The organism is Xanthomonas vasicola (genome assembly GCF_000772705.2).
GTDB lineage: Bacteria > Pseudomonadota > Gammaproteobacteria > Xanthomonadales > Xanthomonadaceae > Xanthomonas > Xanthomonas vasicola.
Window position 1 is genome coordinate 55717 of sequence record NZ_JSBW02000062.1, and the last position, 22984, is coordinate 78700.

At 60.6% G+C, this 22984-nt stretch carries 20 protein-coding genes, 1 other RNA gene and 5 pseudogenes; 13 read left to right on the forward strand and 13 right to left on the reverse strand.

Translation table 11 applies throughout. From position 1 onward, the window contains the following. A non-coding RNA gene (locus NX05_RS23010) (sX9 sRNA) lies at positions 1 to 76 on the reverse strand. 250 nt (positions 77 to 326) lie between these two features. Between NX05_RS23010 and NX05_RS17285 the strand changes: the two genes are divergently transcribed. Continuing rightward, the gene (locus NX05_RS17285; RefSeq protein WP_039436545.1) at positions 327 to 719 is read left to right on the forward strand and encodes an XVIPCD domain-containing protein; all 393 of its coding nucleotides are present in this window, start codon (positions 327 to 329) and stop codon (positions 717 to 719) included. A gap of 58 nt (positions 720 to 777) precedes the next feature. On the opposite strand, the gene NX05_RS24490 is transcribed toward NX05_RS17285, so the two are convergent. After that, positions 778 to 921 carry a hypothetical protein gene (locus NX05_RS24490; RefSeq protein ID WP_164722205.1) on the reverse strand — a complete coding sequence of 48 codons (144 nt, stop codon included), beginning with the start codon at positions 919 to 921 and terminating at the stop codon, positions 778 to 780. 17 nt (positions 922 to 938) lie between these two features. On the opposite strand from NX05_RS24490, the gene purU reads away from it, so the two are divergent. After that, entirely contained in the window at positions 939 to 1790 is an 852-nt protein-coding gene (gene purU, locus NX05_RS17290; protein ID WP_039436911.1) for a formyltetrahydrofolate deformylase, read from the forward strand. Between the two features lie 165 nt (positions 1791 to 1955). On the opposite strand, the pseudogene NX05_RS25010 reads toward purU, so the two are convergent. Then, positions 1956 to 2132: pseudogene (locus NX05_RS25010) on the reverse strand (winged helix-turn-helix domain-containing protein); the annotation flags it as partial. Between NX05_RS25010 and NX05_RS17300 the strand changes: the two are divergent. After that, positions 2049 to 3194, forward strand: a pseudogene (locus NX05_RS17300) (efflux transporter outer membrane subunit); the annotation flags it as partial. The pseudogenes NX05_RS25010 and NX05_RS17300 sit on opposite strands and share 84 nt — an antisense overlap. Positions 3195 to 3255: 61 nt before the next feature. Here NX05_RS17300 and NX05_RS17305 read toward each other — a convergent pair. The 4 genes from NX05_RS17305 to NX05_RS17320 all read right to left on the reverse strand — a co-directional run bounded on the left by NX05_RS17305 (position 3256) and on the right by NX05_RS17320 (position 8231). After that, positions 3256 to 5217, reverse strand: a complete 1962-nt coding sequence (locus NX05_RS17305) for a choice-of-anchor X domain-containing protein (RefSeq protein ID WP_039436914.1) — start codon at positions 5215 to 5217, stop codon at positions 3256 to 3258. Between the two features lie 422 nt (positions 5218 to 5639). Continuing rightward, the gene (locus NX05_RS17310) at positions 5640 to 6539 is read right to left on the reverse strand and encodes a methylenetetrahydrofolate reductase (protein WP_039436551.1); all 900 of its coding nucleotides are present in this window, start codon (positions 6537 to 6539) and stop codon (positions 5640 to 5642) included. Between the two features lie 112 nt (positions 6540 to 6651). Further along, complete coding sequence (locus NX05_RS17315) at positions 6652 to 7317, reverse strand: epoxyqueuosine reductase QueH (protein ID WP_010369060.1); 666 nt, start codon at positions 7315 to 7317, stop codon at positions 6652 to 6654. Beyond that, positions 7317 to 8231: a LysR family transcriptional regulator gene (locus NX05_RS17320; protein WP_039436554.1), complete on the reverse strand. Its 915-nt coding sequence runs from the start codon at positions 8229 to 8231 to the stop codon at positions 7317 to 7319. Before NX05_RS17320 ends, NX05_RS17315 begins: the two co-directional genes overlap by 1 nt. 188 nt (positions 8232 to 8419) lie before the next feature. Here NX05_RS17320 and msuE point away from each other — a divergent pair, with 188 nt between their 5' ends. The 3 genes from msuE to NX05_RS17335 all read left to right on the forward strand — a co-directional run bounded on the left by msuE (position 8420) and on the right by NX05_RS17335 (position 11193). Next, entirely contained in the window at positions 8420 to 9013 is a 594-nt protein-coding gene (msuE, locus tag NX05_RS17325) for an FMN reductase (protein WP_026112152.1), read from the forward strand. Positions 9014 to 9154: 141 nt separating this feature from the next. Beyond that, positions 9155 to 10138, forward strand: coding sequence for a DUF1852 domain-containing protein (locus NX05_RS17330; RefSeq protein WP_039436555.1), 984 nt, complete (start codon positions 9155 to 9157; stop codon positions 10136 to 10138). A gap of 26 nt (positions 10139 to 10164) precedes the next feature. Further along, positions 10165 to 11193: a methionine synthase gene (locus NX05_RS17335; RefSeq protein ID WP_039436557.1), complete on the forward strand. Its 1029-nt coding sequence runs from the start codon at positions 10165 to 10167 to the stop codon at positions 11191 to 11193. Positions 11194 to 11399: 206 nt separating this feature from the next. On the opposite strand, the gene kdgT is transcribed toward NX05_RS17335, so the two are convergent. The 3 genes from kdgT to NX05_RS17350 form a co-directional block, all read right to left on the reverse strand. Next, positions 11400 to 12356 (reverse strand): 2-keto-3-deoxygluconate transporter, encoded by a 957-nt coding sequence (gene kdgT, locus NX05_RS17340; protein WP_026113223.1) that lies wholly within the window; start codon positions 12354 to 12356, stop codon positions 11400 to 11402. Positions 12357 to 12510: 154 nt separating this feature from the next. Beyond that, positions 12511 to 13968 (reverse strand): OprO/OprP family phosphate-selective porin, encoded by a 1458-nt coding sequence (locus tag NX05_RS17345; protein ID WP_039436559.1) that lies wholly within the window; start codon positions 13966 to 13968, stop codon positions 12511 to 12513. An 844-nt stretch (positions 13969 to 14812) separates the two neighbouring features. Next, positions 14813 to 15691: an SDR family oxidoreductase gene (locus NX05_RS17350; protein ID WP_039436561.1), complete on the reverse strand. Its 879-nt coding sequence runs from the start codon at positions 15689 to 15691 to the stop codon at positions 14813 to 14815. A 135-nt stretch (positions 15692 to 15826) separates the two neighbouring features. Between NX05_RS17350 and NX05_RS17355 the strand changes: the two genes are divergently transcribed. After that, on the forward strand, positions 15827 to 16258 hold the full coding sequence (locus NX05_RS17355) for a winged helix-turn-helix transcriptional regulator (RefSeq protein WP_010377247.1): 432 nt from the start codon (positions 15827 to 15829) through the stop codon (positions 16256 to 16258). A 159-nt stretch (positions 16259 to 16417) separates the two neighbouring features. Here NX05_RS17355 and NX05_RS25395 read toward each other — a convergent pair whose 3' ends face one another. Next, complete coding sequence (locus NX05_RS25395) at positions 16418 to 16609, reverse strand: DUF4431 domain-containing protein (RefSeq protein WP_113622297.1); 192 nt, start codon at positions 16607 to 16609, stop codon at positions 16418 to 16420. A gap of 300 nt (positions 16610 to 16909) precedes the next feature. Between NX05_RS25395 and xopAF the strand changes: the two genes are divergently transcribed. Continuing rightward, positions 16910 to 17770, forward strand: a complete 861-nt coding sequence (gene xopAF, locus NX05_RS17360) for a XopAF/AvrXv3 family type III secretion system effector (RefSeq protein WP_230597672.1) — start codon at positions 16910 to 16912, stop codon at positions 17768 to 17770. A gap of 296 nt (positions 17771 to 18066) precedes the next feature. Next, positions 18067 to 18328, forward strand: a pseudogene (locus tag NX05_RS17365) (IS110 family transposase); the annotation flags it as partial. Positions 18329 to 18599: 271 nt separating this feature from the next. Here NX05_RS17365 and NX05_RS17370 read toward each other — a convergent pair. Then, positions 18600 to 18875: a hypothetical protein gene (locus NX05_RS17370; protein WP_039436567.1), complete on the reverse strand. Its 276-nt coding sequence runs from the start codon at positions 18873 to 18875 to the stop codon at positions 18600 to 18602. A gap of 415 nt (positions 18876 to 19290) precedes the next feature. Between NX05_RS17370 and NX05_RS17375 the strand changes: the two are divergent. From NX05_RS17375 to NX05_RS23030, 4 genes and pseudogenes are all read left to right on the forward strand, one after another. Beyond that, positions 19291 to 20261: pseudogene (locus NX05_RS17375) on the forward strand (IS5 family transposase). A gap of 30 nt (positions 20262 to 20291) precedes the next feature. Next, positions 20292 to 21035: a DNA adenine methylase gene (locus NX05_RS17380; protein WP_053012871.1), complete on the forward strand. Its 744-nt coding sequence runs from the start codon at positions 20292 to 20294 to the stop codon at positions 21033 to 21035. A 210-nt stretch (positions 21036 to 21245) separates the two neighbouring features. Continuing rightward, complete coding sequence (locus tag NX05_RS17385; protein ID WP_134810990.1) at positions 21246 to 21743, forward strand: hypothetical protein; 498 nt, start codon at positions 21246 to 21248, stop codon at positions 21741 to 21743. 250 nt (positions 21744 to 21993) lie between these two features. Further along, positions 21994 to 22800 carry an N-acetylmuramoyl-L-alanine amidase family protein gene (locus NX05_RS23030; protein WP_080764475.1) on the forward strand — a complete coding sequence of 269 codons (807 nt, stop codon included), beginning with the start codon at positions 21994 to 21996 and terminating at the stop codon, positions 22798 to 22800. A 67-nt stretch (positions 22801 to 22867) separates the two neighbouring features. On the opposite strand, the pseudogene NX05_RS23930 reads toward NX05_RS23030, so the two are convergent. Beyond that, positions 22868 to 22984, reverse strand: a pseudogene (locus NX05_RS23930) (IS5-like element ISCARN85 family transposase); the annotation flags it as partial.

The following is a 22984-nucleotide window of genomic DNA, read 5'->3' on the forward strand; positions in this document are numbered from 1 at the left end:
GGTTAACACAACATAGTGAGCAGTCGTCAGGTGGGCGTGGAAGGCGCGCAGGAACTGGGGTGTACGCGTGGTGCATGCCGCTTCCGAGCTCCGCCCACGCGCGCGTGGCCGGCGCTCTTTTTGTTAGCTGCGCTTAGCCCTGCACAAGGCACTTCGCTTCAAAGCACGGCAGCCCACCGCTTGCTCACCTAACCATGCAGCAGACCTTCTAAAATGCCGGCTCGTGACAGCCGCCGCTCCAGGGAGGATGCGATGCGACACCTGCATATCACGCTCGGTTCGATCGCGCGCACACCGCGCGCACTGGCTTGCGCCGGTGACACACGATGACCGACGCTCCGGTCATCGCCCAAGGCCCGGTAGGCCCGGACCATCCCGAGCACCCAGACCACTATCTGTTCGCGCAGATCCGCGAAGCGGTGAGCGTGCTGGATGCCGAGTTGGGCAAGCCTGTTGATGAGGCGAGCGAGCGCATGGCCGCGCGTCTGCTGCCGCTGGCCAAGCAGCATGGCTTCGATCAGGTGGATTACGTGGTACTCAGCCGCCACCTCGGCGAAGTTGGCGAGAACGTGTTCCTGGTGCGTGGCGAGTTGTCCGACCCCGCACATCTGCGTGCGCACATCACCACGCAGGAAGCCATGGAGACGTCGGTGGACGCGTCGCTTGCACAACTGGACGAGATCAATCGGCGGCTGATGCTGCGTTTGCCGCCGCGCTGAGTACGTGTGTGGAATCGCGCATGCGGTTGCGCCGCGCGATCGACTCCAGCACCACGTCTCAGCGAAGCACGCGGTGTGCAGCACGGACGTAAGGCAGCAACGACGCATCGGTCAAACGCTGCAGCGTTGCATACCAGACCTTGGCGCCCGTTCGCGCTAAAAAAGTTACCGACGCAAGCACTGCGTCGGTGATGTCGCGCATTGGCTATCATTGCGCCGATGCGCTCCGACTACATCCTCACCCTGTCCTGCCCCGACCGCACCGGTATCGTCTATCGCGTGACCGGGCTGCTGTTCGATCTGGCCTGCAACATTCTCGACGCGCAGCAGTTCGGCGACGACGAAAGCGGGCGGTTCTTTCTGCGCGTGCATTTCCACAAGCCGGCAAAGACCGAGATTGCCGCCCTCGAACAGCGCTTCGCGGCGCTGGCCGACGAATTCCAGATGGACTGGCAACTGCACGATGCCCACCGCCGCGCGCGCCTGCTGGTGCTGGTGAGCAAGCAGGGCCATTGCCTCAACGATCTGCTGTTCCGCATGCATAGCCGGCAGCTGCCGGTGGAAATTGCCGCGGTGGTCTCCAATCACACCGATTTTGCAGCGCTGGCCGCCTCCTACGGCATCCCCTTCCACCATTTACCGGTGAGCGCCGACACGCGCGCCGCACAGGAAGCACAACTGCTCACGCTGGTGGACGACCTGCAGATCGATCTGGTGGTGCTGGCGCGTTACATGCAGATCCTGTCGCCGGAACTGTGCCGTGCACTGGCCGGGCGTGCGATCAATATCCATCACAGCTTCCTGCCCAGCTTCAAGGGTGCGCAGCCGTATCACCAGGCGCACGCGCGCGGGGTCAAGATCATCGGCGCCACCGCGCATTACGTCACCGAAGATCTGGACGAAGGTCCGATCATCGAACAGGACGTCGCCCGCGTCGACCACGCCATGACCCCACGCGACCTGATACGCCTGGGCAGCGACACCGAATCGCTGGTGCTCGCGCGTGCGGTGCGCCGCCACGTCGAACATTGCATCGTGCTGAATGGACATCGCACGGTGGTATTTCGGTGAGGCCGGGAATGGGGAAAGGGGAGTTGCAAAATCAAAGGCGGTAGCCTTGCTCCGCACGTTTCACAATTTGAAGTGAAACGAGGGGAGTCAAAAGCGGGAGTAGGCGAAAGATCACTCAACAGCGCAACGCTTCTGCTCTAACGATTCGCTATTCCCAATTCCCATTCACGGCTCAAAGCGATACCCCGCGCCGTACACCGAGCGGACCCAGTCCTCGCCGCCCGCATCGGCGAGCTTGCGGCGTAGGTTTTTGACATGGCTGTCGACGGTGCGGTCGGTAACGATGCGGCGGTCGGCGTAGAGCCGGCCCATCAGTTGCTCGCGCGAGTAGACACGGCCGGGCGCGGCGGCGAGGGTGCGCAGCAGACGGAACTCGACCTGGGTCAGGTCCAGGTCGCGGCCATGCACGCTGGCGCGGCAGGCGTCTTCATCGATGCGCAGGCCCGGCGCTGGCGCGCCGTTGGGATCGTGGCGATGGCGGCCAACGACTGGCTCACGGTGGCCGCCGATCAACAGCGTCTGGCGCTCGCGCAGCAAACGCTGGACAGCCAACGCAAGACGCTGCGTCTGACCGAGTTGCAGCACGATAACGGGATCGTCTCCGGGCTGGATCTGGCGCAGATCCAGACCAGCGTGGAAAGCGCGCGCGCTGACGTGGCCAATTACTCCACCCAGCTGGCGCAGTCGCGCAATGCCTTGAATCTGGTGGGCACATCGGTGCCGGCTGCGTTATTGCCTGACAGCGATGCGATTGAGACCGGTGTAGCGCTGGCGCCATTGCCTGCGCTGCTGGAATCGCGTGTGTTGTTGCAGCGCCCGGACGTGCTGTCGGCCGAACACACGCTCAAGGCCGCCAATGCAGATATCGGCGCAGCACGCGCGGCGTTCTTCCCCACCATCTCGTTGACCGCCGATGTCGGGCGCGGCAGCGACGCGTTATCCAATCTGTTCGATGGCGACCACACATGGTCGTTCTCGCCCAGCGTGAGCTTGCCGATCTTCCGTGCCGGTGCCTTGAAGGCCGAACTGGATGTGGCCAGGCTGCAAAAGGACATCGCCGTTGCGCAGTACGAACTGGCGATCCAGACCGCCTTCAGTGAAGTGGCTGATGCGCTCGCCGAACGCATGCAACTTGAAGAACGGATGGATGCGCAGCGCGCCATGGTGGCGGCAGCACAACGTGGCTTCAGCCTATCGGATGCGCGCTATCGCAATGGCGTGGACAGTTATCTGGTGGCACTGGATGCACAGCGCACGTTCTGCAGCGCGCAGCAGACACTGATCAGCTTGCGGCTCACCGAAGCGAGCAATCGGGTGACCTTGTACAAGGTGCTCGGTGGCGGTGCCGATGCACAATCGGCCGTGGTATCAACCCAAGCCCCGGCGCCGACCATGCAACGCTAACGCCGGTTGCAACGCGATGGCCAGCGCACGCACCGGCCATCGCAAAGCAGATCAATCTGCATTACCTCGCCGCATTTGCATTCATCACCGCATTGCGGTCGGCATCCAGATACTGCGCCGGGTCGCGCATGCCGGTGGTGTGGCATTGGCCAGTGGTATGGCCAAGATTGACGCCGCCCGGCAGCTGCGCGTTGACCTCCTCCACAACCCCATCTTCGGGGTCTTTCAAGACAAGGTCCGAAGCAGCGTTGCAGTAGTCGTTGGTGTACCACTTCTTGCTCTTGGCGAAGGAGGTGGTGTAGTAGTTCACCTTGGCGCGTGCATCGGGCGGAATTCCGGCCAGCCAGGCCTTGGCGCCGTCGTAGGTCATGTCGGTGTTGCTACCGCAGCCCTCACCGAACCTCGACCCTGCCGTGGCCAGTACGCCGGCCATATTGGTGCCCTGATACGGTGTACCCACCGATTGCATCACCCGTCCGCCGATGGCGTTATCCAGCCCGCTCCAGTAGTAGGTGTACAGATGCAGCGCGGCCATGCCGCCCTGGCTGTGCGCTACCGTGGAGAACGACGACCATTGGCTGGCGAACTGTGCAATCAGCTGCGCGAACTGGTCGTTGCTGCGGTTCTGCTTGGGATCCAGGAAGGTCGATGCATTGGTGAACTGGGCCTGTGGCCACACGCCGTTGGAGCAATAGCCGTGCACCAGCACCAGTTGCGAACCGGCGGCCTGTGGCTGCGCCGTCGCCATCGCAGATGCCAATGCGCTCGGGCGCGGGCCCATGCGCATGCTTTCGTCGATCGCGGTGCTGGCGCGGGCGATGCTGACACGTCGTAGCGCGGGTACTTGCAACGGCAGCGTGCCGGCCTGCACCAGCGGAATGTAATGGTCCGGGTCTTCGATGCGCAGGCTGCGCAGCGTAAACGGTGCCCGCGCACCTGCACGCGCAATCCAGCGTTCGTCCAGGCTCAATGGCAACTGGCCTTGTTGGGGTGTCAGCATGCCGCCGATCCAGGCCACCGGTACGTCCTTGCCCTTGGCATCGGTCCCCCACACCTGGCCGAACACGCGGTAATGCGATGGTGCCTTGCCACGCGCAGCGACCGGTAGCGCAATCGTCAGCCGCGTGCCTTCGGCAGCGCGTGCGCTAAGGGCATTGCCGAGCAGACGCAGCGACGTATCCAGCACCGGTAGCACATGTTCGCTGGTCCGCACGAAAGCCTGCCCTGCCTGGTCATGCCCACGCACGATCACCTGCGCAATCCAGGTGCCCTCGCTGGTGGGTTGGAACGTGCCGCCGTACACGCCATCGCCAGCGGCGCCATCGTCATGCTTGCCATCATCGGCCATCGGCAGGTTGCGGATGCCACCTTGCGGATCGATCACACGCAAGCTCGCTTCGTCGATCTTCCCAGCCTGCGCGGCCAGCAATGTGGCGCCGCTTGCATCGTTGCCGCTGAGCAGCGCATTGAGCGTGAGCGACTGGCCAACCTGTTGCTGACGATTGCGCAGGTACGAGGCGAGCTGCGTGCGCTCATCACCTTCCATCAACACATAGCCGCGCTGCGCCACCGGCGAGGCCGACTGCAGTGTCAGCGACCAGTTGCCGTTTGGTGCGGACTCCACGGCGTAACGCATGCCACTGGTGCCGTTCTCTGCGCTACCCAGCAACGTGCGCTGCGCCTGTAGCGGCGTTGCCACCGCAGCGGTGCGTGCGCCAGCAACCGCAGGTGCAGCCACTGCCGCATCCCAGACCTGATCGCCGGACAGCACCATGAAGCGCAGGTGCCCGTTTTCCACCGGCAAGCTGCCTTGCCAGCGCGCGGATTGACCGGCCGGTGCCAGTTCCACCGGCAGCAACGCACTCTTGGACAAGATCGCCGATTCGGCCGGATCGGGCGCACGCATCTGCGCGAAATCTTCCGGTGGGCCAGCCAGTTGTTTGGGCTGCAACTCGCCCGCCGCAAGCGGAGCGGAGAACAATGAGAGGGAGCACAACAGTGAAAGCAGCGGCGGCTTCGGCATGGCAAGATCTTCCTGTGAGCGTTGCAGAAACAATGCCCTCGCGCAGGGCAACGACATCGGATGGAGCGCTCCCTCGCCGTGATTGCCGACCAGAATGCCGCGCTCCTGCGACAAGTCTGCTGGCGCTGCAATACCTAACGCGCGGTAAGCGCTTCGCTACAAACTAAAGAACACGGCTTATGAACAGGATCGCGGACGAGACGTCCTTCACGAGAGAGGAGAGGGGGGGCGAACGGCGACGCCATTACTTTTCCACACGCATTGCGAATTCTGCCGCAGTGAATAACACGCCTGAGCCAACGCTGCATGAAGCACATCCAGCGGCTCTAATTCATGCCGGCTTTGCTACTCACTGATAGCCCAATTAGTCGCGGTGTAACGGTCTCAAGCCAGTGTTGATTTGCAACCGGCATTAGCGGGCTTCAGGGCCGATCCGCTCGGACGGCGCTGATGCGATCTTGTGGCGCGTTGCGCGAACGATAGTGCGCAACCCACTCCACAGACTGGGCGATGCCGCCGAAGGGAAAGACGTGCAGGCGGATATCTCCATGCGCTTCCGTCAGGCAGCTGACAAGGCGATCGACAAAGCGATCCGGCCCTGCGTTGCCGAATAACTTGCCAATCGAGATGCCATACTTCGAGAGCACTGACGCGCAGGCGCCGACACCGCAGCTTGCCGCATAGCGTGCAAGTACGGCGACACTGGCCGGACCAGGCACGCCCACACGCACCGGATGCGTCATGCCACGCGCGCGCAGCGCTTCCACCCACGTCACCACCATGTCCGCATCGAACCCGAACTGCGTCACGATCACGGCTGCCATACCGCGCTCTTCGATGCTGCGGCACTTGCGTTCCAGCACATCCCATTGCTCTGCCGTATGCATGATCGGATGTCCCTCGGGGTGACCTGCTACGCCGATGGTGCGGATACCCGCGCGTTCAAACACGCCGGTATCGATCAGAGACAGGCTGTCGGCAAACGGTCCCTTCGGAGTAGAGGGATCACCTGCGATCACAAAGCAGCGTGTGACGCCGGCCTCATCGACCAGGCGCGCGACAAATGCCTGCAGTTCGTCAAGCGACGTCATGCGGCGTGCAGAAAGATGCGGCATGGGTTCGAAGCCAAGCCCGCGCACCATCTGTGCTGCGGCCAGCCGCGCAGCGTCGTTCTGGCCTGGCAAGTAGGGAATGAACATGGTGGAGCCAGGTAGCATGCGCGGCGCCGCTTTGGTCAGCGCGCCGACGTCCTTGACGCTGACCTCCAGCGAATAGGCGTCAGCGATTGTGTTGGCGAGGCTCGGCGTGTCTGTAGACATCATGGGTATTGCAATCTTGTCATGATGATTGGGTGGCTCGGCATGGCGCGGCGCTCTGATCGAGCAGGAAAGGAACCTGAAATTCAGGCGCGGTCGCCGCTAACTGGCGCAAGACTCAGTCTTGCGGCTCGTCATCGCCATAGAACTTCACGCCGAGTTGAATACGCTTGCGACCGCTGTCTACACGATGCCGATTGGTGTCGCGCAGGGAGTACACGCAGCCGCAGTATTCCTGTTGATAGAAGTTTTCGCGCTTGCTGATCTCGACCATGCGCGAGGCACCACCGCCCTTGCGCCAGTTGTACTCCCAGTAGAGCAGGCCGGGATACCTGGCCGCTGCGCGGACGCCGCAGTCGTTGATTTGCTGCATGTTCTTCCAACGTGAGATGCCCAGCGAACTGGTGATCACCGGAAAGCCGTGTTCGTGGGCATACAGCGCGGTACGTTCAAAGCGCATGTCGAAGCACATCGTGCAGCGCACGCCGCGCTCTGGCTCGTTTTCCATGCCGCGTGCCCGCTCGAACCAGTTATCTCGATCGTAATCCGCGTCGATGAAGGGCACGCCGAACTGTTCGGCAAAGCGGACGTTCTCGTCCTTGCGCAACTCGTATTCCTTGCGCGGATGAATGTTGGGGTTGTAGAAAAAGATGGTGTAGTCGATGCCGGACGCCAGCATCGCCTCCATCACTTCGCCAGAGCAAGGCGCGCAGCAGGAATGCAGCAACACCTTGGTGTGGCCGTCAGGCAGTGGAAGTGGCGTGCGCTCGGTCGTTGCGTCCATCATTTGGGTCCTCGCGTGTAGGTGCTGGCATTGGCTGGCGCGCGCGCCAGTTTGATAAAGGCGCGCAGGTAATCGATCGCGATATCCGACTCGCGTGCGCCCAGATAGATCTGTTTGGGAATGCCGCCTGCGCCCAGCCGGACCGGCACCACGTCCATCCTGGCCGCATATTCCTCCACCAGCCAGCGCGGCATGGCGGCCACGCCGCGGCCACTGGCCACCATCTGCATCATGATGTCGGTGGTTTCGATGGCCTTGTGGCGCCGGGGCGTGACACCGGCCGGCAGCAGGAACTGGCTGTAGATATCCAGGCGTTCGAGATCCACCGGGTAGCTGATCAGCACCTCGCGCGTCAGCTGCTGCGGCTTGACGTAGGCCGCCGAGGCTAGCGCATGGCCCTTGGGCACCACCAGCACCTGCTCATAGTCGAACACCGGCTCGAAGGTGAGCCCCGGCTTGAACAGCGGGTCGGGCGTGACCAGCAGATCGATCTCGTAGCCGAACAGCGCGCCAATGCCACCGAACTGGAATTTCTGCTTCACATCCACATCCACATCTGGCCACGTGGCCAGATACGGCGCAACCAGCTTGAGCAGCCACTGATAGCAGGGATGGCATTCCATGCCGATGCGCAGCGCACCGCGCTCGCCCTGCGCAAACTGCCCCAGCCGCTCTTCGGCCAGATCCAGTTGCGGCAGCACCCGGTTCGCCACCGCCAGCAGGTATTGCCCGGCCTGGGTCAGGCGCAGGCTGCGCCCCTCGCGCAGCCAGATGTCGGTGCCCAGCTGCTGCTCCAGCTTCTTCATGCTGTGGCTCAGCGCCGACTGGGTCAGATTCAGCACGCCTGCGGCAGCGGTCAACGAGCCCTGCTGCTCGACCTGCTGGACGATGGTGAGATGGATGCGCTCAAGCATTCAGATGATCCGAATTCATGGACTGTTGAAATAACACCATTTTACTTCATCGAATGCGAGCCCTAGCATCAGGGTCGTTGTTCAGGCGCTGCCAGGACGCAGGCTCGGACCCAGATATGACCGGTCGATTTCGGGCCTAAACGTTCTTGACGCACTGTACGACTTCCCCACTGATCAGGTTGCCCCGTATGACTGTCAAAGCGCCACACACACTTCGCGTCGTTGCGGTCTCCGGCGGAATGCAACGCCCCTCCAAAGCTGTCGCGCTGGCAGAGCACCTGCTGGAGTTGATCGCCGAGCAGTTGCCGTGCGAGCGCCATTTGGTCGAAATTGGGGCCTTGGCACCGCAGTTCGCTGGCGCGCCCTGGCGCTCACACCTGCCCGACACCGTGGAGCAGGCGCTTGCGCTTGTGGAACAGGCCGACGTGCTGGTGGTGGCAACACCGGTCTACCGCGGTTCCTTCACCGGGCTGTTCAAGCATTTCTTCGATTTCATCGATCAGGATGCCTTGATCGACACGCCCGTGCTGCTCGCCGCAACCGGCGGCAGCGACCGCCATGCGCTGATGATCGATCACCAGCTGCGGCCGCTTTTCAGCTTCTTCCAGGCACGCACCTTGCCGTTGGGCGTTTACGCAACCGACCGGGACTTTCTGGACTACCGCGTGCACAACGAGGCGCTGGCCGAGCGGGCCAGGTTGGCGGTACAGCGGGCATTGCCGTTGATCGAACTTACGCGACATGCGCGGTCCATCAACGCACAAGACGTGGCCGCAGCCTGAGGGCCAGCTCGCGGTGGCCAGGCCACCGGATCGGTCGGCAAGCGCGCACTGCTGCACAACCCGGCTTGCATGCCACCGGCATACCCACCTGCGCAGCGACGTACGCGCGTTCCCATCTTAGACACCAGGCATCAGCTCGCAATGACTCAAGACTTGAACTTCACCATCAAGAGCCTGCGCTTCGATGAGGATTACCGTCCCTCGGCTACGACGCGCAACACGACAAATTTCGCCAATCTGGCCAGAGGCCAGCTGCGTCAGGAAAATTTGCGTAACACGCTGGCGATGATCAACAACCGCTTCAACGATCTGGCGCATTGGGATAACGCCAAGCGCGACCGTTATGCGCTGGAGCTGGACATCATCTCGGTTGAAATGAACATCGGCGCGCGCGCGCCAGACGATGGCTTTCCGTTGATCGAGATATTGAAGCCCACTATCGTCGATCAACACACCGGTGCGCGCATCGAGGGCATTGCCGGCAATAATTTTTCTTCCTACGTGCGCGACTACGATTTCAGCGTGCTGCTGCCAGCACACAATCAAGATGCGTCCAGCTTCAACATCCCCGAAGATTTTGGCGATCTGCACGGCAAGCTGTTCAAGCACTTCGTGCATTCGGCCGCCTACACCGCGCGCTTCCAGAAGCCGCCGGTCATTTGCATCAGCGTCTCCACCAGCCGAACCTATCACCGCACCGGCAACCGGCACCCGATCCTGGGCATCGAATACCGGCAGGACGCGTTTTCGCTGACCGATCAGTATTTCGAAAAAATGGGCCTGCAGGTGCGCTATTTCATGCCGCCCAACAGCGTTGCGCCCTTGGCGTTTTATTTTTTCGGCGACCTGCTCGGCGACTACACCAACCTGGAGCTGATCGGCACCATCGCCACGATGGAGACGTTCCAGAAGATTTACCGGCCGGAAATCTACAACGCCAATTCTGCAGCAGGGGCGATCTATCAGCCGAGCCTGAAGCATCAGGATTATTCGTCCACCCAGATCGTCTACGACCGCGAAGAGCGCAGCCAGCTCGCCGTAAAGCAGGGCAAATTCACCGAAGAGCATTTCATCCGGCCCTACGGCAATCTTCTTGAGCAGTGGGCGTCCAGCCACGCTTCCTAATCAACCGAACGCAAGACATCCTCATCATGACAAAGCTGCTCCCCACCTCAACCGCCGGTAGCCTGCCCAAGCCGTCATGGCTTGCCCAGCCAGAGACGCTCTGGTCACCCTGGAAGTTGCAGGACGCGGAACTGATCGAAGGCAAGCATGACGCATTGCTGTTGGCGCTGCAGGAACAGCAGCATGCCGGCATCGATATCGTGAGCGACGGCGAACAGACCCGCCAGCATTTCGTCACCACCTTCATCGAACACCTCAGCGGTGTCGATTTCGCAAAGCGCGAGACGGTCAGGATTCGCGACCGCTACGACGCCAGCGTGCCGACGGTGGTTGGTGCGGTGAGCCGCCCGCGATCCGTCTTCGTGGACGATGCCAAATTTCTGCGTCAGCAAACGCGTCAGCCGATCAAGTGGGCGCTGCCGGGCCCGATGACGATGATCGACACGCTCTACGATGCGCACTACAAAAGCCGCGAAAAGCTTGCATGGGAATTTGCCAAGATCCTGAATCAGGAAGCCAGGGAACTCGAAGCCGCTGGCGTGGACATCATTCAGTTCGACGAACCTGCCTTCAATGTCTTCTTCGACGAGGTCAACGACTGGGGTGTTGCCACCCTGGAGCGCGCGGTTGAAGGGCTCAAGTGCGAGACCGCCGTCCACATCTGCTATGGCTATGGCATCAAGGCCAATACCGACTGGAAGCAGACGCTGGGATCGGAGTGGCGCCAGTACGAAGAGTCGTTTCCCAAGCTGCAAACGTCCTCACTCGACATCATCTCGCTGGAGTGCCACAACTCGCACGTGCCGATCGATTTGATTGAACTGGTGCGCGGCAAGAAGGTGATGGTCGGCGCCATCGACGTAGCAAGCACCACAATCGAAACACCGCAGGAAGTAGCCGAGACACTGCGCAAAGCGCTGCGCTTCGTCGATGCCGACAAGCTCTACCCTTCGACTAACTGCGGCATGGCGCCGCTCGCCCGACATGTCGCGCGCGGCAAGCTCAATGCGCTCAGTGCAGGTGCGCAGATCGTGCGTGGAGAGCTGTCGGCTTAGAGCCGCTGACACGGCGATTGCGCGAAGCGCTGCACGGGCAGGGCAGAGGCACGGAATCGGTCTGTGCTGTGCGTGTACGTCGTCTAGCTGATCGTCAGCGGCTGTGCGCAGCCCTTGCGCGAAGTGCCGTCACGCCATCGCCATGCATAGCGCACCACTGCAGGCCAACGTCTTCCACCGCACCGTGCATGACACGCGAAAACATCTCACTCGATGCGCTGCCGGCTTCGGCCTGCATGCAACGCGGTCAGTAACGGCACCAGCAATGAGGTGACGATCACCGCGCTGGCCACCAGCGCAGTGGCCGCCGGTGCGGCCGGTGCGAACTGCGGCGCCATGCCGGCAATCAAGGCCGGCGTGGCCACGGCGGCACCTGCGGTGCTGGAGGCGGCCACTCCTGCCGTGCCATCGCCGCCGCCGAGCCAGCGGTCGGCCAGCAACAAAGGCAGCCCGGTGATCAGGATGACCGCAACGCCCAGCAACACTCCGCTCGCTCCGGTGTGAACAATGGTCGACAGATCCAACGTGTTGCCCAGCGCAAAGCCGAAAAAAGGCACCAGCGTCTGGGTCGCCTGCGCGAAGAACTGCCGCAATTCAGCATCGAGATTGCCGAGCGCAAAGCCGAGCAATAGCGGCAGCACCGCGCCGACGAACAGCTGTGGTTCGAACGTGGCCAGACCACTGGCGCCCAGGATCAGCATGGAGATCAGCGGGCCGGATTCCAGCGACATCAGCACCACCGCACCGGCGTCTTCGCTGCTGCCGTATTGCTGCATCAACGCTGCGTAGAGTCCGCCGTTGGTCATGTCCATCGCCGCCACCAGCGCCAGGACCGACAGCCCGGTCAACGGCCCGCTTGGCACACCAGCGATGGGTAGCAGCGGTGCGCAGACAATCGCGACGAGCCAGGCCACCGCGATCTTGGTCAGCACCAGGCTGCCCGAACGGCGCAACACGCGGCCGGAGGCGCGCAGCTGGATGGTGGCCCCCATGCAGAAGAACCACACCGCCAGGATCGGGACGGTGCCGCTGATCAAGCCGTTGCTGAAGGAACCCAATGTGCTGCCGGCCTGGGGCCAGAGCGTGTGGCACAGCGCCCCCAGTAGAAGGGGGACCAACATCATCCCGCCGGGAAGCCGCTCTACTGTGGCCTTGAGACGCATGCGCGATCCAGTGAGCGCGTCGTGCCGCGCGGGCCTGGCAGCATCGCGCAGGCACTAGCGCGCATGCAGATCCCGGCGCGAATGCATGCGGCCGCATGCGAAAGCGCCGGTGATGACCGCCGCAGCAGCCTTCACCGGCACGCACCGACGTTGCTCAGTAATTGACCTGCAACTGCAAGCGCAGCAAATCGCCTTCCACTACCGGATACGGCGCGGTGCTGACGTCGGTGCGCTTCATCTTTGAATACGCGAACACCAGTTCCAGCGCATCCATTGGCTGCCATTCGACACCGGCTTCCACTTCGTCCAGACGCATGCGCGGGGCATTGGTGTCGAACTTGGAACCGCCGCGGTAGGTCTGCCATTTCAGGTACGGCAACAAGGTGCCGTAGTTGAAGTCGTGCTTGAACATGGCCTGCACATAGCCACCGCTCAGCGAACTGGTGCGGATGCGGCGCTGGGCCACATCCAGTTCTGGGCCACGGCCCACCGTCCACTCGGCCTGCAGGCCGAACGGCTGCGGGTAGTAAATGATGTGCGCGGCCACGCGCTGGTCGGTATAGCCACTGGGCTCGGTGATGGCCGGAGTGAAGCTGCGGCCGCCGATGTTGACTGCTGCCGCAGTCGGCACGAAGCTGCCGGCGTAGGCGTCGGCGCCCACTTCCAGATACTGGCCGTTGGCGAACTTGAACGGGTATGTGGCGTGCACCACCGCGTGCATGCTGTCGTTACGCTCGAGGCGGTTGGCGCCCTGGCCGTTGTACACACCGGCGCCAATCACGCCGTAATCGCCCGATCCCTTCAGACCGGATTTGACCAGATCCTGGAAGCGGCCCTTGGCCACGGTGGGGCTGTAATAGAACACCGCACCGATGTCGCGTTCGTCGCGCAGGCCAGAGTTGAGTGCGTCGGCGCGATCCAGCGAGAGACGGTTCTGGCTGGACTGCAGGTTTTCCCAGCCATACGGCATTTTCGACTGGCCCACACGTACGCGGTATTCGCGCTTCTTGTCGAAGAAGATATCGGCGTAGGCATCGCGCAGCTGCGCGAAGTTGGAAGTGGTCGAACCGGTCGGCGTGCTTGCGAAATCCGGCTGGAAATACAGCGACACGTGCTCGTTGAGATCGCCGCTGAGCACCAGGCGTGCACGCCGGATGCCAAGGCTCTGGTCGTTGCCGATAAAACGGTCACCGGGCGCGCGCAGGTCTTGTGCATCGCCGCCGATGCCCTGGTTGTAGCGAATCTGGGTGTAGCCGCGCAGGCTGAGTTTGTCGTACCACTTTTTGCTCGCCTCACCGGGCTTGGCCGGCGCTGGCGCTGCGACCGGGGCAGGCGCTGGCGCGGCCTGGGCAATGGCGGTGTCGGCGGGCATGGCCGCGCCGGGCGCGGGCGGCAGCGGTTGTGCAGGCGCAGCGGGCATCGCCGAGGCTGGCAGCTTGCCGTTTTCATCTACCTGCACGAAGGTTCCCAGCTTGTCGCGGCCCGGTGCCGGCTCGGCGAAGATCTGCTTGGTCTTGCGGTCGACGTACAGCTCCAGCTCGGCGGCCAGCGTGCCACCGCTGGCAGTGGCGCTGAGGGCGCACAGAACAGTGGCGAGATTACGTTTTTTCATTGGTCCGGCTCGTGCAAGGGAAACGTGTCGGCGGCTGCGTCGATCCGGCACTGCACTGGCCGGCTACACGGCGTGGAGGCACCTGCCAGGGCGCCCGTCTTCCTGACGTCGCGGCAATGGCAGCAGTTATATTTAGATTTGATGTCAGTTTGGTGACACCCGCTGACGTCGCTGATGCGGCCCTTGCGTCACCGTCGTATCGGGGCGATGGCAGTTGTGTCACCAACCTGAGGCAAGTCCAGCTGCGCGCGCCGTGGCTGAGGTGGACGGGTCGAACTGCGCGGGAATGCGCGGTCGTTGCGTGACGGAGATCGCGCGCGGGTCATCCATGCTTTGGACGTTGCGCATCCCGATGGCTGCGCGGTATTCCATGCAGAATTCGCCAGCGTGCGTGGGTGCGATGGTGTGGGCCTGCGCCGCCGTCGTGTTTCGGCAAGCACGTGCAATTGGGAGGGACATCAGCACTCACGCTGCCATGTGCTGCGCCAGGAGTGTGTCGTGCAGTGTCCAGGCTGTCCAAGCGCCCAGCGCTATCAGTCAGTAACCCACTGCTGCATCGGCTCGATCGCAGCATCAAATGCGGATCAACCGTGGTACGCGCGGTAATTGATCGGCAGCTAACGCGCTGCCACTGCCGATCGCCTCGCCCAATGCCGCTGGCACAGCGCACTGACGATGACCGCGACACACGCAACCGCGCCGACCGACCGGCCAACGCCATCGATTGCATGGGGTGATGCACCACGCAGTTCGCCGTGATCCCAAGCAGCCACGGCGAACATCTCAACGATGAGCGAACCACGCGTGCCGAATATCTCGGCAACGCAGTGGTATCAGCGGTGCCTCAGTGCGCTGCGAGTGCCGCAGCCACTGCGTCGCGCAGTGGCGTAGTGGGGCGGCCGATCAGCCGGCTCAGCGTATGGCTGTCATCGAACAGGTCGCCGCCGCGCGAGGCCGCCGAGCACTGCGCGAGCACCTGTGCCAAGCCGGCCGGCAGGCCGATCTGCACCAGCGCTGCCGCGTAATCGGCCTCCGGCAGGTCGTGATAGGCCACTGGCTTGCCCGATTGCTGCGCCACTTCGGCGGCGTACTCGGCCATGCTGAAAGGGGTATCACCAGCCAGCTCGTAGACCTGCCCGGCCTGTGGGGCATCGGAGGCCAGCACCGCTGCAGCCGCCGCGGCATAGTCGGCGCGCGTGGCGGCACTGATCTTGCCCTCGCCCGCACTGCCAATCACCGCGCCGTGGGTGACTGCAGCAGCGATCGAGCCGGTGTAGTTCTGGGTGTACCAGCCATTGCGTAGCAGCACGTGCGGCATGCCGCTCTCGCGCAACAGCGCCTCGGTGGCCACATGCTCGGCGGCCAGCGACAGCGTGCTGGTGTCGGCATGCAGGATGCTCGTGTACGCCAGCAGTTCCACCGCGGCGCGCTTGGCCGCTTCGATCACGTTGCGGTGCTGCGGCACACGCTGGCCCACCGCATTGGACGACACCAGCAACACCCGGCCCACGCCGGCAAAGGCCGTGTCCAGGCTCTGCGGGTCCGCATAGTCGGCCTGACGCACCGCGATGTCGCGTTTTGCGAACTCAACAAGTGACGCGGTGTCCCGAGCCATTGCTACGATGCGGCCGGCAGGTACATGCCCGAGCAGCGCTTCGACAACCAGCGCACCCAACTGCCCGCTGGCGCCGGTGACAAGAATCAAAGGGGATGCATATGTCATGATGCGCTCCGGTAGGTTCGTATAAGAGATGTTGTCTACTATCTAGACCTCTTTGTCCGCCCGCATAGTGTCAGCGCCGCTCGGACCTCCGCAAGGAGGCAGTTTTGCTCCCCCTGGTTCCCGTGAGATACCCCTGTGAATGCGATTGCCTTATTCCCGCCACCGCCGTCCCTGGAAGGACCCTTCGACGCCACCAAGTGCCCGGTACGCGATGTGCTCGACCAGATCGGCGACAAGTGGACCCTGCTGATCCTGCTGACGCTGGTCCCCGGCCCATCCCGCTTCAGTGCCATCCAGCGTGCCGTGCCGGACATCTCCAAGCGCATGCTCACCCAGACCCTGCGCAACCTCGAGCGCAACGGCATGATCACCCGCAAGGTCTACGCCACCAAACCGCCGAGCGTGGAATATGCGCTGTCCAAGCTGGGCATCGCACTGCTCGGCCCGGTTTCGCAGTTGCTCAACTGGGCGGGCGAACACCACGGCAGCATCCGCGCCGCTCGCGAGCGATTCGATCGCGCGCAGCAGGCGGCAGTGGCGTTGGATCCCGACGAAGCCATGGCATAGGCGCAGCGCTGCGTGCTGCGACGTGAACGAGGCGCTGATCCTGTCGAGCATCGTCTGGCACATGCATGAACTGGCAGCCTTCAAGTGCCGATGTCCAAACCAGTGACATGCAACGTACTTCTTCAAACCACCAATCGCATCCCCCAAGCTGAGACGCGGCTACTGCTGGTATGCCGCTTCGAAGATTTGCCGGTGGCAGGGTGGCGTATTGCCTAGACGTGATCCATCGGTATTCGCTCTCGAAGCGGAAATATCTATGACGGACATCAGAAGATCTGTCTGATGGTGCGCATTTTCTAAGTGGAAAAGCGTTTCACGAGCGTTGACCGTGAGTCCTTGAGCTTCGCGAATTCAGCTGCAGTTTCCACATCAAGCGCGAGATGAATCAGGTTGATTCCGGTCTCTGCAGGCTCATAGCTTTTCTTCACGTCCGATCTCCTCGGCATAGGAAATCGGACTCCAAGGTGAGGCAATACTCAACCTTGGGGAACGTCGCTGACGACTAACCAGGGCGAATGGCTACGAGGTGTCTACAAAAGAATGGGCGATTCAAGACCGTTCGCGATGCATTACGAAGCTTCCGCCGTCTCATACGTTTATTCAGGCATTGCATTAGCATTTTCTGTCTTGACTAGGCAATGAATGACTCACATGGGTAACTGTTTTTCACCAATCTCCGCTGCTGATGGCCGCACTTACAGCCAACCCAACAATCTGCCCCAGCGCCTTGAGCCGGAGCCGACTTTCTCTGAGCAGCACTTCACACCTGTCGATACGCCTGTCGATAGCGGTCCATTGACGGGATTAAGCGGTCGTCCAATCAAGCTTTCGCATCATCGCCTTGCACAAGACGGTGACATGCTTGTCATGATGCCTGTTACTGTATATCAAGCGGCAAGATCACATCCGCACAATCCGATCAAGGACCGCAGCCAGTCGGCCTTCCCTCCTATTAATGTTGAAAGCGCCACTGCGGGACAAGATAGAGCGTTCGCAATCGATCATTTCACCACTGTCAAGGTGGCTGGTTTCAACTACAACGTGACCAATGATGCGCATACCACGCATCTGTACAGCACTGGCACCAGCTTGCCTAACACCCCGGTCATCACGGACGGTATGGACGCTTGCATTGCGGTTGCATTTGCGGCTGAACGCATCTATCCAAGGACTAAGCGTACGATGCCGGGGGCGAAGGTGCGCGTGTTTCATGTCTATCCGTTCTCCAGGCAGGCGCTTGCGCCTGGCGAAGTGATGAAAGCCATCCAGCGCTATATCGATGAGACCCGGGAGGATGGGTTGGCACTGCGCGTTGCAATGCACGGCGGATTGAGCGATAGCGAGTCCTCAATAGCGACAGCCAGCGCGTTGCGTACGCTGTTTGACAGCCAACAGGTGCCAGTAGAGTTTGATGAGACATGCGAAAAACGGATAAAGGAGACCCCCCTTGGTGCAGTCATCAATGATGACTATTCGGTCGACTTCATCACGCAGCTCGTCGCTGCGGAATAGTGCCGCGATTGCCAAGCTGTGCAACCCGGGCGCTGACCCTGCAGGCTCAGCGAATGCCTTGCATCAGATCGGTGGCGCCAGTCCTCGGCCATGCGCCACACCTCGCCGAGCGTAGTAAGCACATGACTAACGCCCGAATTAAGCCGTGCCGCAAGGTGGCATCGGCTTGAATGATGAGATGGACTCCTCCCGCGTCGCCACACGGCCTCGTGGGCCACACTGAAGCTTGTAGGTTTCAGTCACGGGATCACGAGAGGAGCCCAAGACATGCATGCTACGGCTGTTGCGATCGCGCAATCACCAAACGCGGGGATCCCTACGTGCGCACGCTGCTGATCCACGGCGCACTCGCCACTGATGCGGCAACGCGCCGGCCATCCACTGGATCCTCTACAGGCCTGGGCGCTGCAATTGCAGCAGCGCCAGGGCCACAACAAGGCCGCAGTCGGCGTGGCCAACAAGCTCGCCCGCAGGCTGTGGGCGCTTGATCACCATGGCGCGGCCTTCGATGCGCGCCATGTGAGCGACAAGCCACATGGGGAGCGTCAGCCCATGTGATCAGCAACCTGCCTCAACCCGTTTCAACGCGTCACCGTCAGCAGTGCAGCACGATCAACGTCATGACGAGGGGTTCGGCCCCCGGGTCGGACAAGGCCGATAACAATTCCGGCGCACGACGCCGCTTGAACGATAGGCCCCGATCCGCGGATTTCATGATGGCCCGAGCACTCAATGCTCAACCCAAGGCCGTACACGACTGCAACCGATCCGCTTCGCCCATCAACGATCACGCTGTGTGCTATTGCAATGGGAGTCCATACATGAGTTGTTAGGGCGACAGCCGGCGACGACGCAGCCTGAGTGCAGCCCAGCCAGCGGGGCCGCCAGCGATGCCACCCCAAATGATTCCATCTGTGAAGCGATACCCAGCAAGAAGCGCCACAACGGCACCCATGACGAAGCCTGAAAGCGAGAACCAGGCAACCATCCGACGGTCCGCCACGGCCCGATCTTTCGCGGCACGCCTACGACGAATCTTTTCTCGCGCTTCCAGATCCGGCTGAAGTATGGCCTGCGCGATTGCGTCTGCTTGTGACTGATCCATGCACCGATTCCTGAAAAGCGCGCTAGCGCTTGAATTACATTGTCGCCTGGCCGCGAGACGGGCTTGGCTTGAATGAGTTGTTAGGCCGCATTCTGCGCCGCCACACGCGACCGGAACAGTAGAAGCTCCAGGCGGTGATTGCAGTTGGCGCAGTATAGATCCCGCCCGACGCCGGGGCTATCAACCTTGCGAACAAGATGTAGCGGGTAATCTGGCACTGGCCCCTCCGGCAGGCCCCAGTAGTCCGGAAAGTACGACCCAAAGTCTGCATCACAGAAGTCGCAGAGGACAATCTCTTGGCCCAAATTTCAAAGGCGTGGGACTCGTGCTCTCCGCGAATGCACTCGTCTAAGGAAGGTCTGATCAACGCACCACAGATACGCGACACTACCCGCCTCATGTTGAGGATTCATCCATGCAACTGACGTTCGGTGATGCTGAGGGCCTGGGCAAGCGCAAGCAGACCCGGCGGGAGATCTTCCTGGCCGAGATGGTGCAGGTCGTTCCGTGGCAGCAACTGCTCGGGCTGATCGCGCCGCACTATCCGGTGTCGGGGGCGGCCAGGGCGGCAGCCGTACGCACTGGCGACGATGTTGCGGATTCATCTGCTGCAGCAGTGGTATGCGTTGAGCGATCCGGCGATGGAAGAAGCGCTGCACGAGATTCCGACCTTACGGCGATTTGCCCAGCTCGGCGGGTTGGACGACATTCCCGACGAGACCACGATTCTCAACTTTCGGCGTCTGCTGGAGACTCATGGCCTTGCCGCGCGGATGCTGGAAGCCGTCAACGCGCATCTGGCGCGCAAAGGCCAGAGCCTGCGGTCAGGCACGATCGTCGATGCGACGTTGATCGCTGCACCCAGCTCGACCAAGAATGCCGATCACGCGCGCGACCCTGAGAGGCATCAGACCAAGAAGGGCAATCAGTGGTATTTCGGGATGAAGGCGCACATCGGCGTGGATGAGTTTTCCGGGTTGGTGCATCACGTCCGTTGCACAGCGGCCAATGTCGCCGACGTCACGGTGATGCACACGTTGCTGCATGGCAAAGAAGACAGCGTGTTCGGCGACAGCGGCGACACCGGTGCAGACAAACGCGAAGAGCTGCAGGACTGCGAAGCAGCATTCTTCATCGCCGCCAGCCCTCGACGATCCAAGGCATCGGAAGCAAGCGCGAGCGTGCCCGGGAACAACGTTGGGAACACTTCAAGGCCAGCGTGCGCGCGAAGGTGGAGCATCCCTTCCGGGTGATCAAGCGCCAGTTCGGTTACACCACGGTCCGCTATCGCGGCCTGGCCAAGTACACCACACCTTGTTTGCGCTCTCCAATCTGTGGATGAAGCGAAAGCAGTTACTGCCGGCTATGGGGAGCGTGCGCCTGTAAACCGGGGAATTCCCGCGGAAAGCGCCAGAAATGGCGAAATTCCGAAGATCCAAACGCCACTCTTCGGAACGACGCGACATCCCGCACTCTCAGGCCTCGTTGTTCAGACCTTCCCTAGAGGCCCTCAATGACATCAACAGCGACCTCGTCTGTCTGTACCGCTGTGTGCGGCACCATCTTGACGAGTTCGTGCGCATGTTTCGGTGGTCGCTTGTGTCGCGTGAGATGTTTGAGTGGGCGCAGATGGAGCGCCCTGAGACCCTGACGGACATCCAGCGGGCTGCCCGGTTTTACTACTTGCAGAAGCTAGCCTTCGGCGGGAAGGTAGAGGGTCAGACATTTGGTGTCGTGGCGAGCGGTGCAGGGCCGCGACTGAACCTACTGCGTATAGAGGAAGAGCTGAGTGCTGTGCATCTGCGCCTCGCCAATGTCGTCATCGAACGACTGCCCTGGTACGAATGCATCGCGCGCTACGATCGCCCTGAGACACTGTTTTACCTTGATCCCCCGTATTGGCAGACCGAAGGCTATGGTGTTGAGTTCCCATTTTCGGAGTACGAACGGATGGCCGAGATCATGCGGTCATGCAAGGGCAAGGTCGTGGTGTCATTGAACGACCACCAGGACATTCGGGACCTTTTCTCGTCCTTTAACAGTATTCCGTTACAGCTTCGATACTCGATAGGGAATGGGCAAAGTCGGGCACACCAAGCCAGTGAATTAGTCATCAAGTCATGGCACGACAGCGGCGATCTTTTCACAGGGGCACGCTGATGCTTTGACTCCTATCTGTCGCTGATGAGGATTTCTCTTACAAGAAATTCAGAGAAGTGCCTGTTGCCTTTTTGCAAAGGGTTTGATATGAATTTTTGAGATCTGTATTCACAAATATTTTTTACACTTGTGATATTGATAGTGTGCAGGGGGCCATTAGTCGATCGGTCAGTGTACGAACTGGCAGCGACTGCTTATCGAGGAGCTGGAATGATTAACAGATATGGATGTTTGGAAAGGAATCACATGGTCTCACGGGCAGCCATCGCTGCGGGGCTGCTATTGGCGCTTACTATCGGGTCCGCCATGCCGTCAATAGCTCAAGACAAGGATGCAAGGTTTCAATTGGCGTCAGTCGATCAACAAACCAAATCGGCAATTTCTCGCTCTCTCAAGGTTGAGTTGCAGAAATATATTGATGGTCAAATGGGGCGTCTTCCAGATCAAGATGCACATATCTTGGTTAATAGCGTGAGTGTCACCTCAAAGGGCGCACTCGTGGTAGATCTCAGTAGGGGATTTCTTCCCCGAGTGCCAGGTCGCATTGAAGAGGATCGGCGTGATCAGTTGAAATCCTTATACATCGAAGTGATCGATCCAACTTTATCTGCTGACTTTAGAAACACCCCTGTCGAGTTCACCGTGGAGGGTCGTTCGTTTGAAGAGTGGGAGCCTGAAGACCCTACGCTAAAGCCAAAAAAAAAGTAAGAAAACAAGCATAGTTGAGCCCAAGAAAGTTGTTATTTCTGCATCTCACGGGTTGTACTATCATTATGGTTTAAAATCTTGGGAGTATCAGCGCCCAGAGATATCTAACGGGATTATTGAGGATTTGCTTACTCCTTCTCACGGCTATGAGCTTGCATCCTTGATTGGTGTTCGGAGCGGTGATGATATCTTTGAGCCGAGAACTAGGAGTAATACCATTAATGGCACTACGAAAAGGCCGTGGTGGGAAATGGCTGCTAGGTATACTTTGGAGCGGCAATATCCGGGACGCACAGATATATGGGGTGTTACGTCTCAGCCCACAAGTAATCAGCGGGAATATTTAAAGGATATAAATTCACGTACGCGATATGCGAATGAAGTTGGTGCAGATGCGTTGATAAGTCTCCACACTAATGCTAGTGCAACTAATCCGAATGCGCGGGGGACCTGGGTCCTTGTGTTGAATGGGCGTCCTACTGATTATGCTCTTGGTCAAAGCATTCTTTGTGGAATGAAGGAGCAAATTCATGCCCTTCCAGCTTATGCGGATTATCACGTCGACGACACTCCGCGTGAAAGTAATTTGTATGGTGAAAATGCTGGTTTTCCTGATATAAAAAAGGTTGTTATCGAAACTGGATTCCACTCAAACGCCGCTGATGCCGCTGCGCTACAGGATCCCGCGTTCATAACCGCAGCGATGAAGGGTGTGGAGAAGGGCTATAGGCTAGATCGGGATGGAATTACTTGTGAGCCATTTAAAATAAAATCGATCCCGAATGTGACATTCACGTATGGTAGCGGAGTTCAAAAAACTCCAATCGCTATTCAGGGGTCGCCGCGCTTTCCAGTGGTTTATAAGTCGGAGGTGTTGTCGTGCGGCGGTACGTGTAACCCCTACACAAAGAGCATCACTGATACGAGTGGTCTTACTATGGACTTTACTTGCGCGGCAGGTAGTACAACAACGTTGTCTGTAAAGCTTAGGTCGACGTTGACCGATGCTGATCAGGTAACTAGCTCGTACGAGCACTCTGTTACATGCAAGAAATAGTCGCTGCTATTCGTAGGTATCTACGGTAGCCTCTCCGCCGAAGGGTGGTGAGGCTTTTTAGGGCCTGTTAACACATCCGAAGCCCATCAACGGTGAGCACAAAGCTGAGGAATCCAAGGAACATGACGTCCAGCTTCTCAAAGCGCGTGAAAATCCGGCGGTAGCCCTTCAAGCGACGGAACAG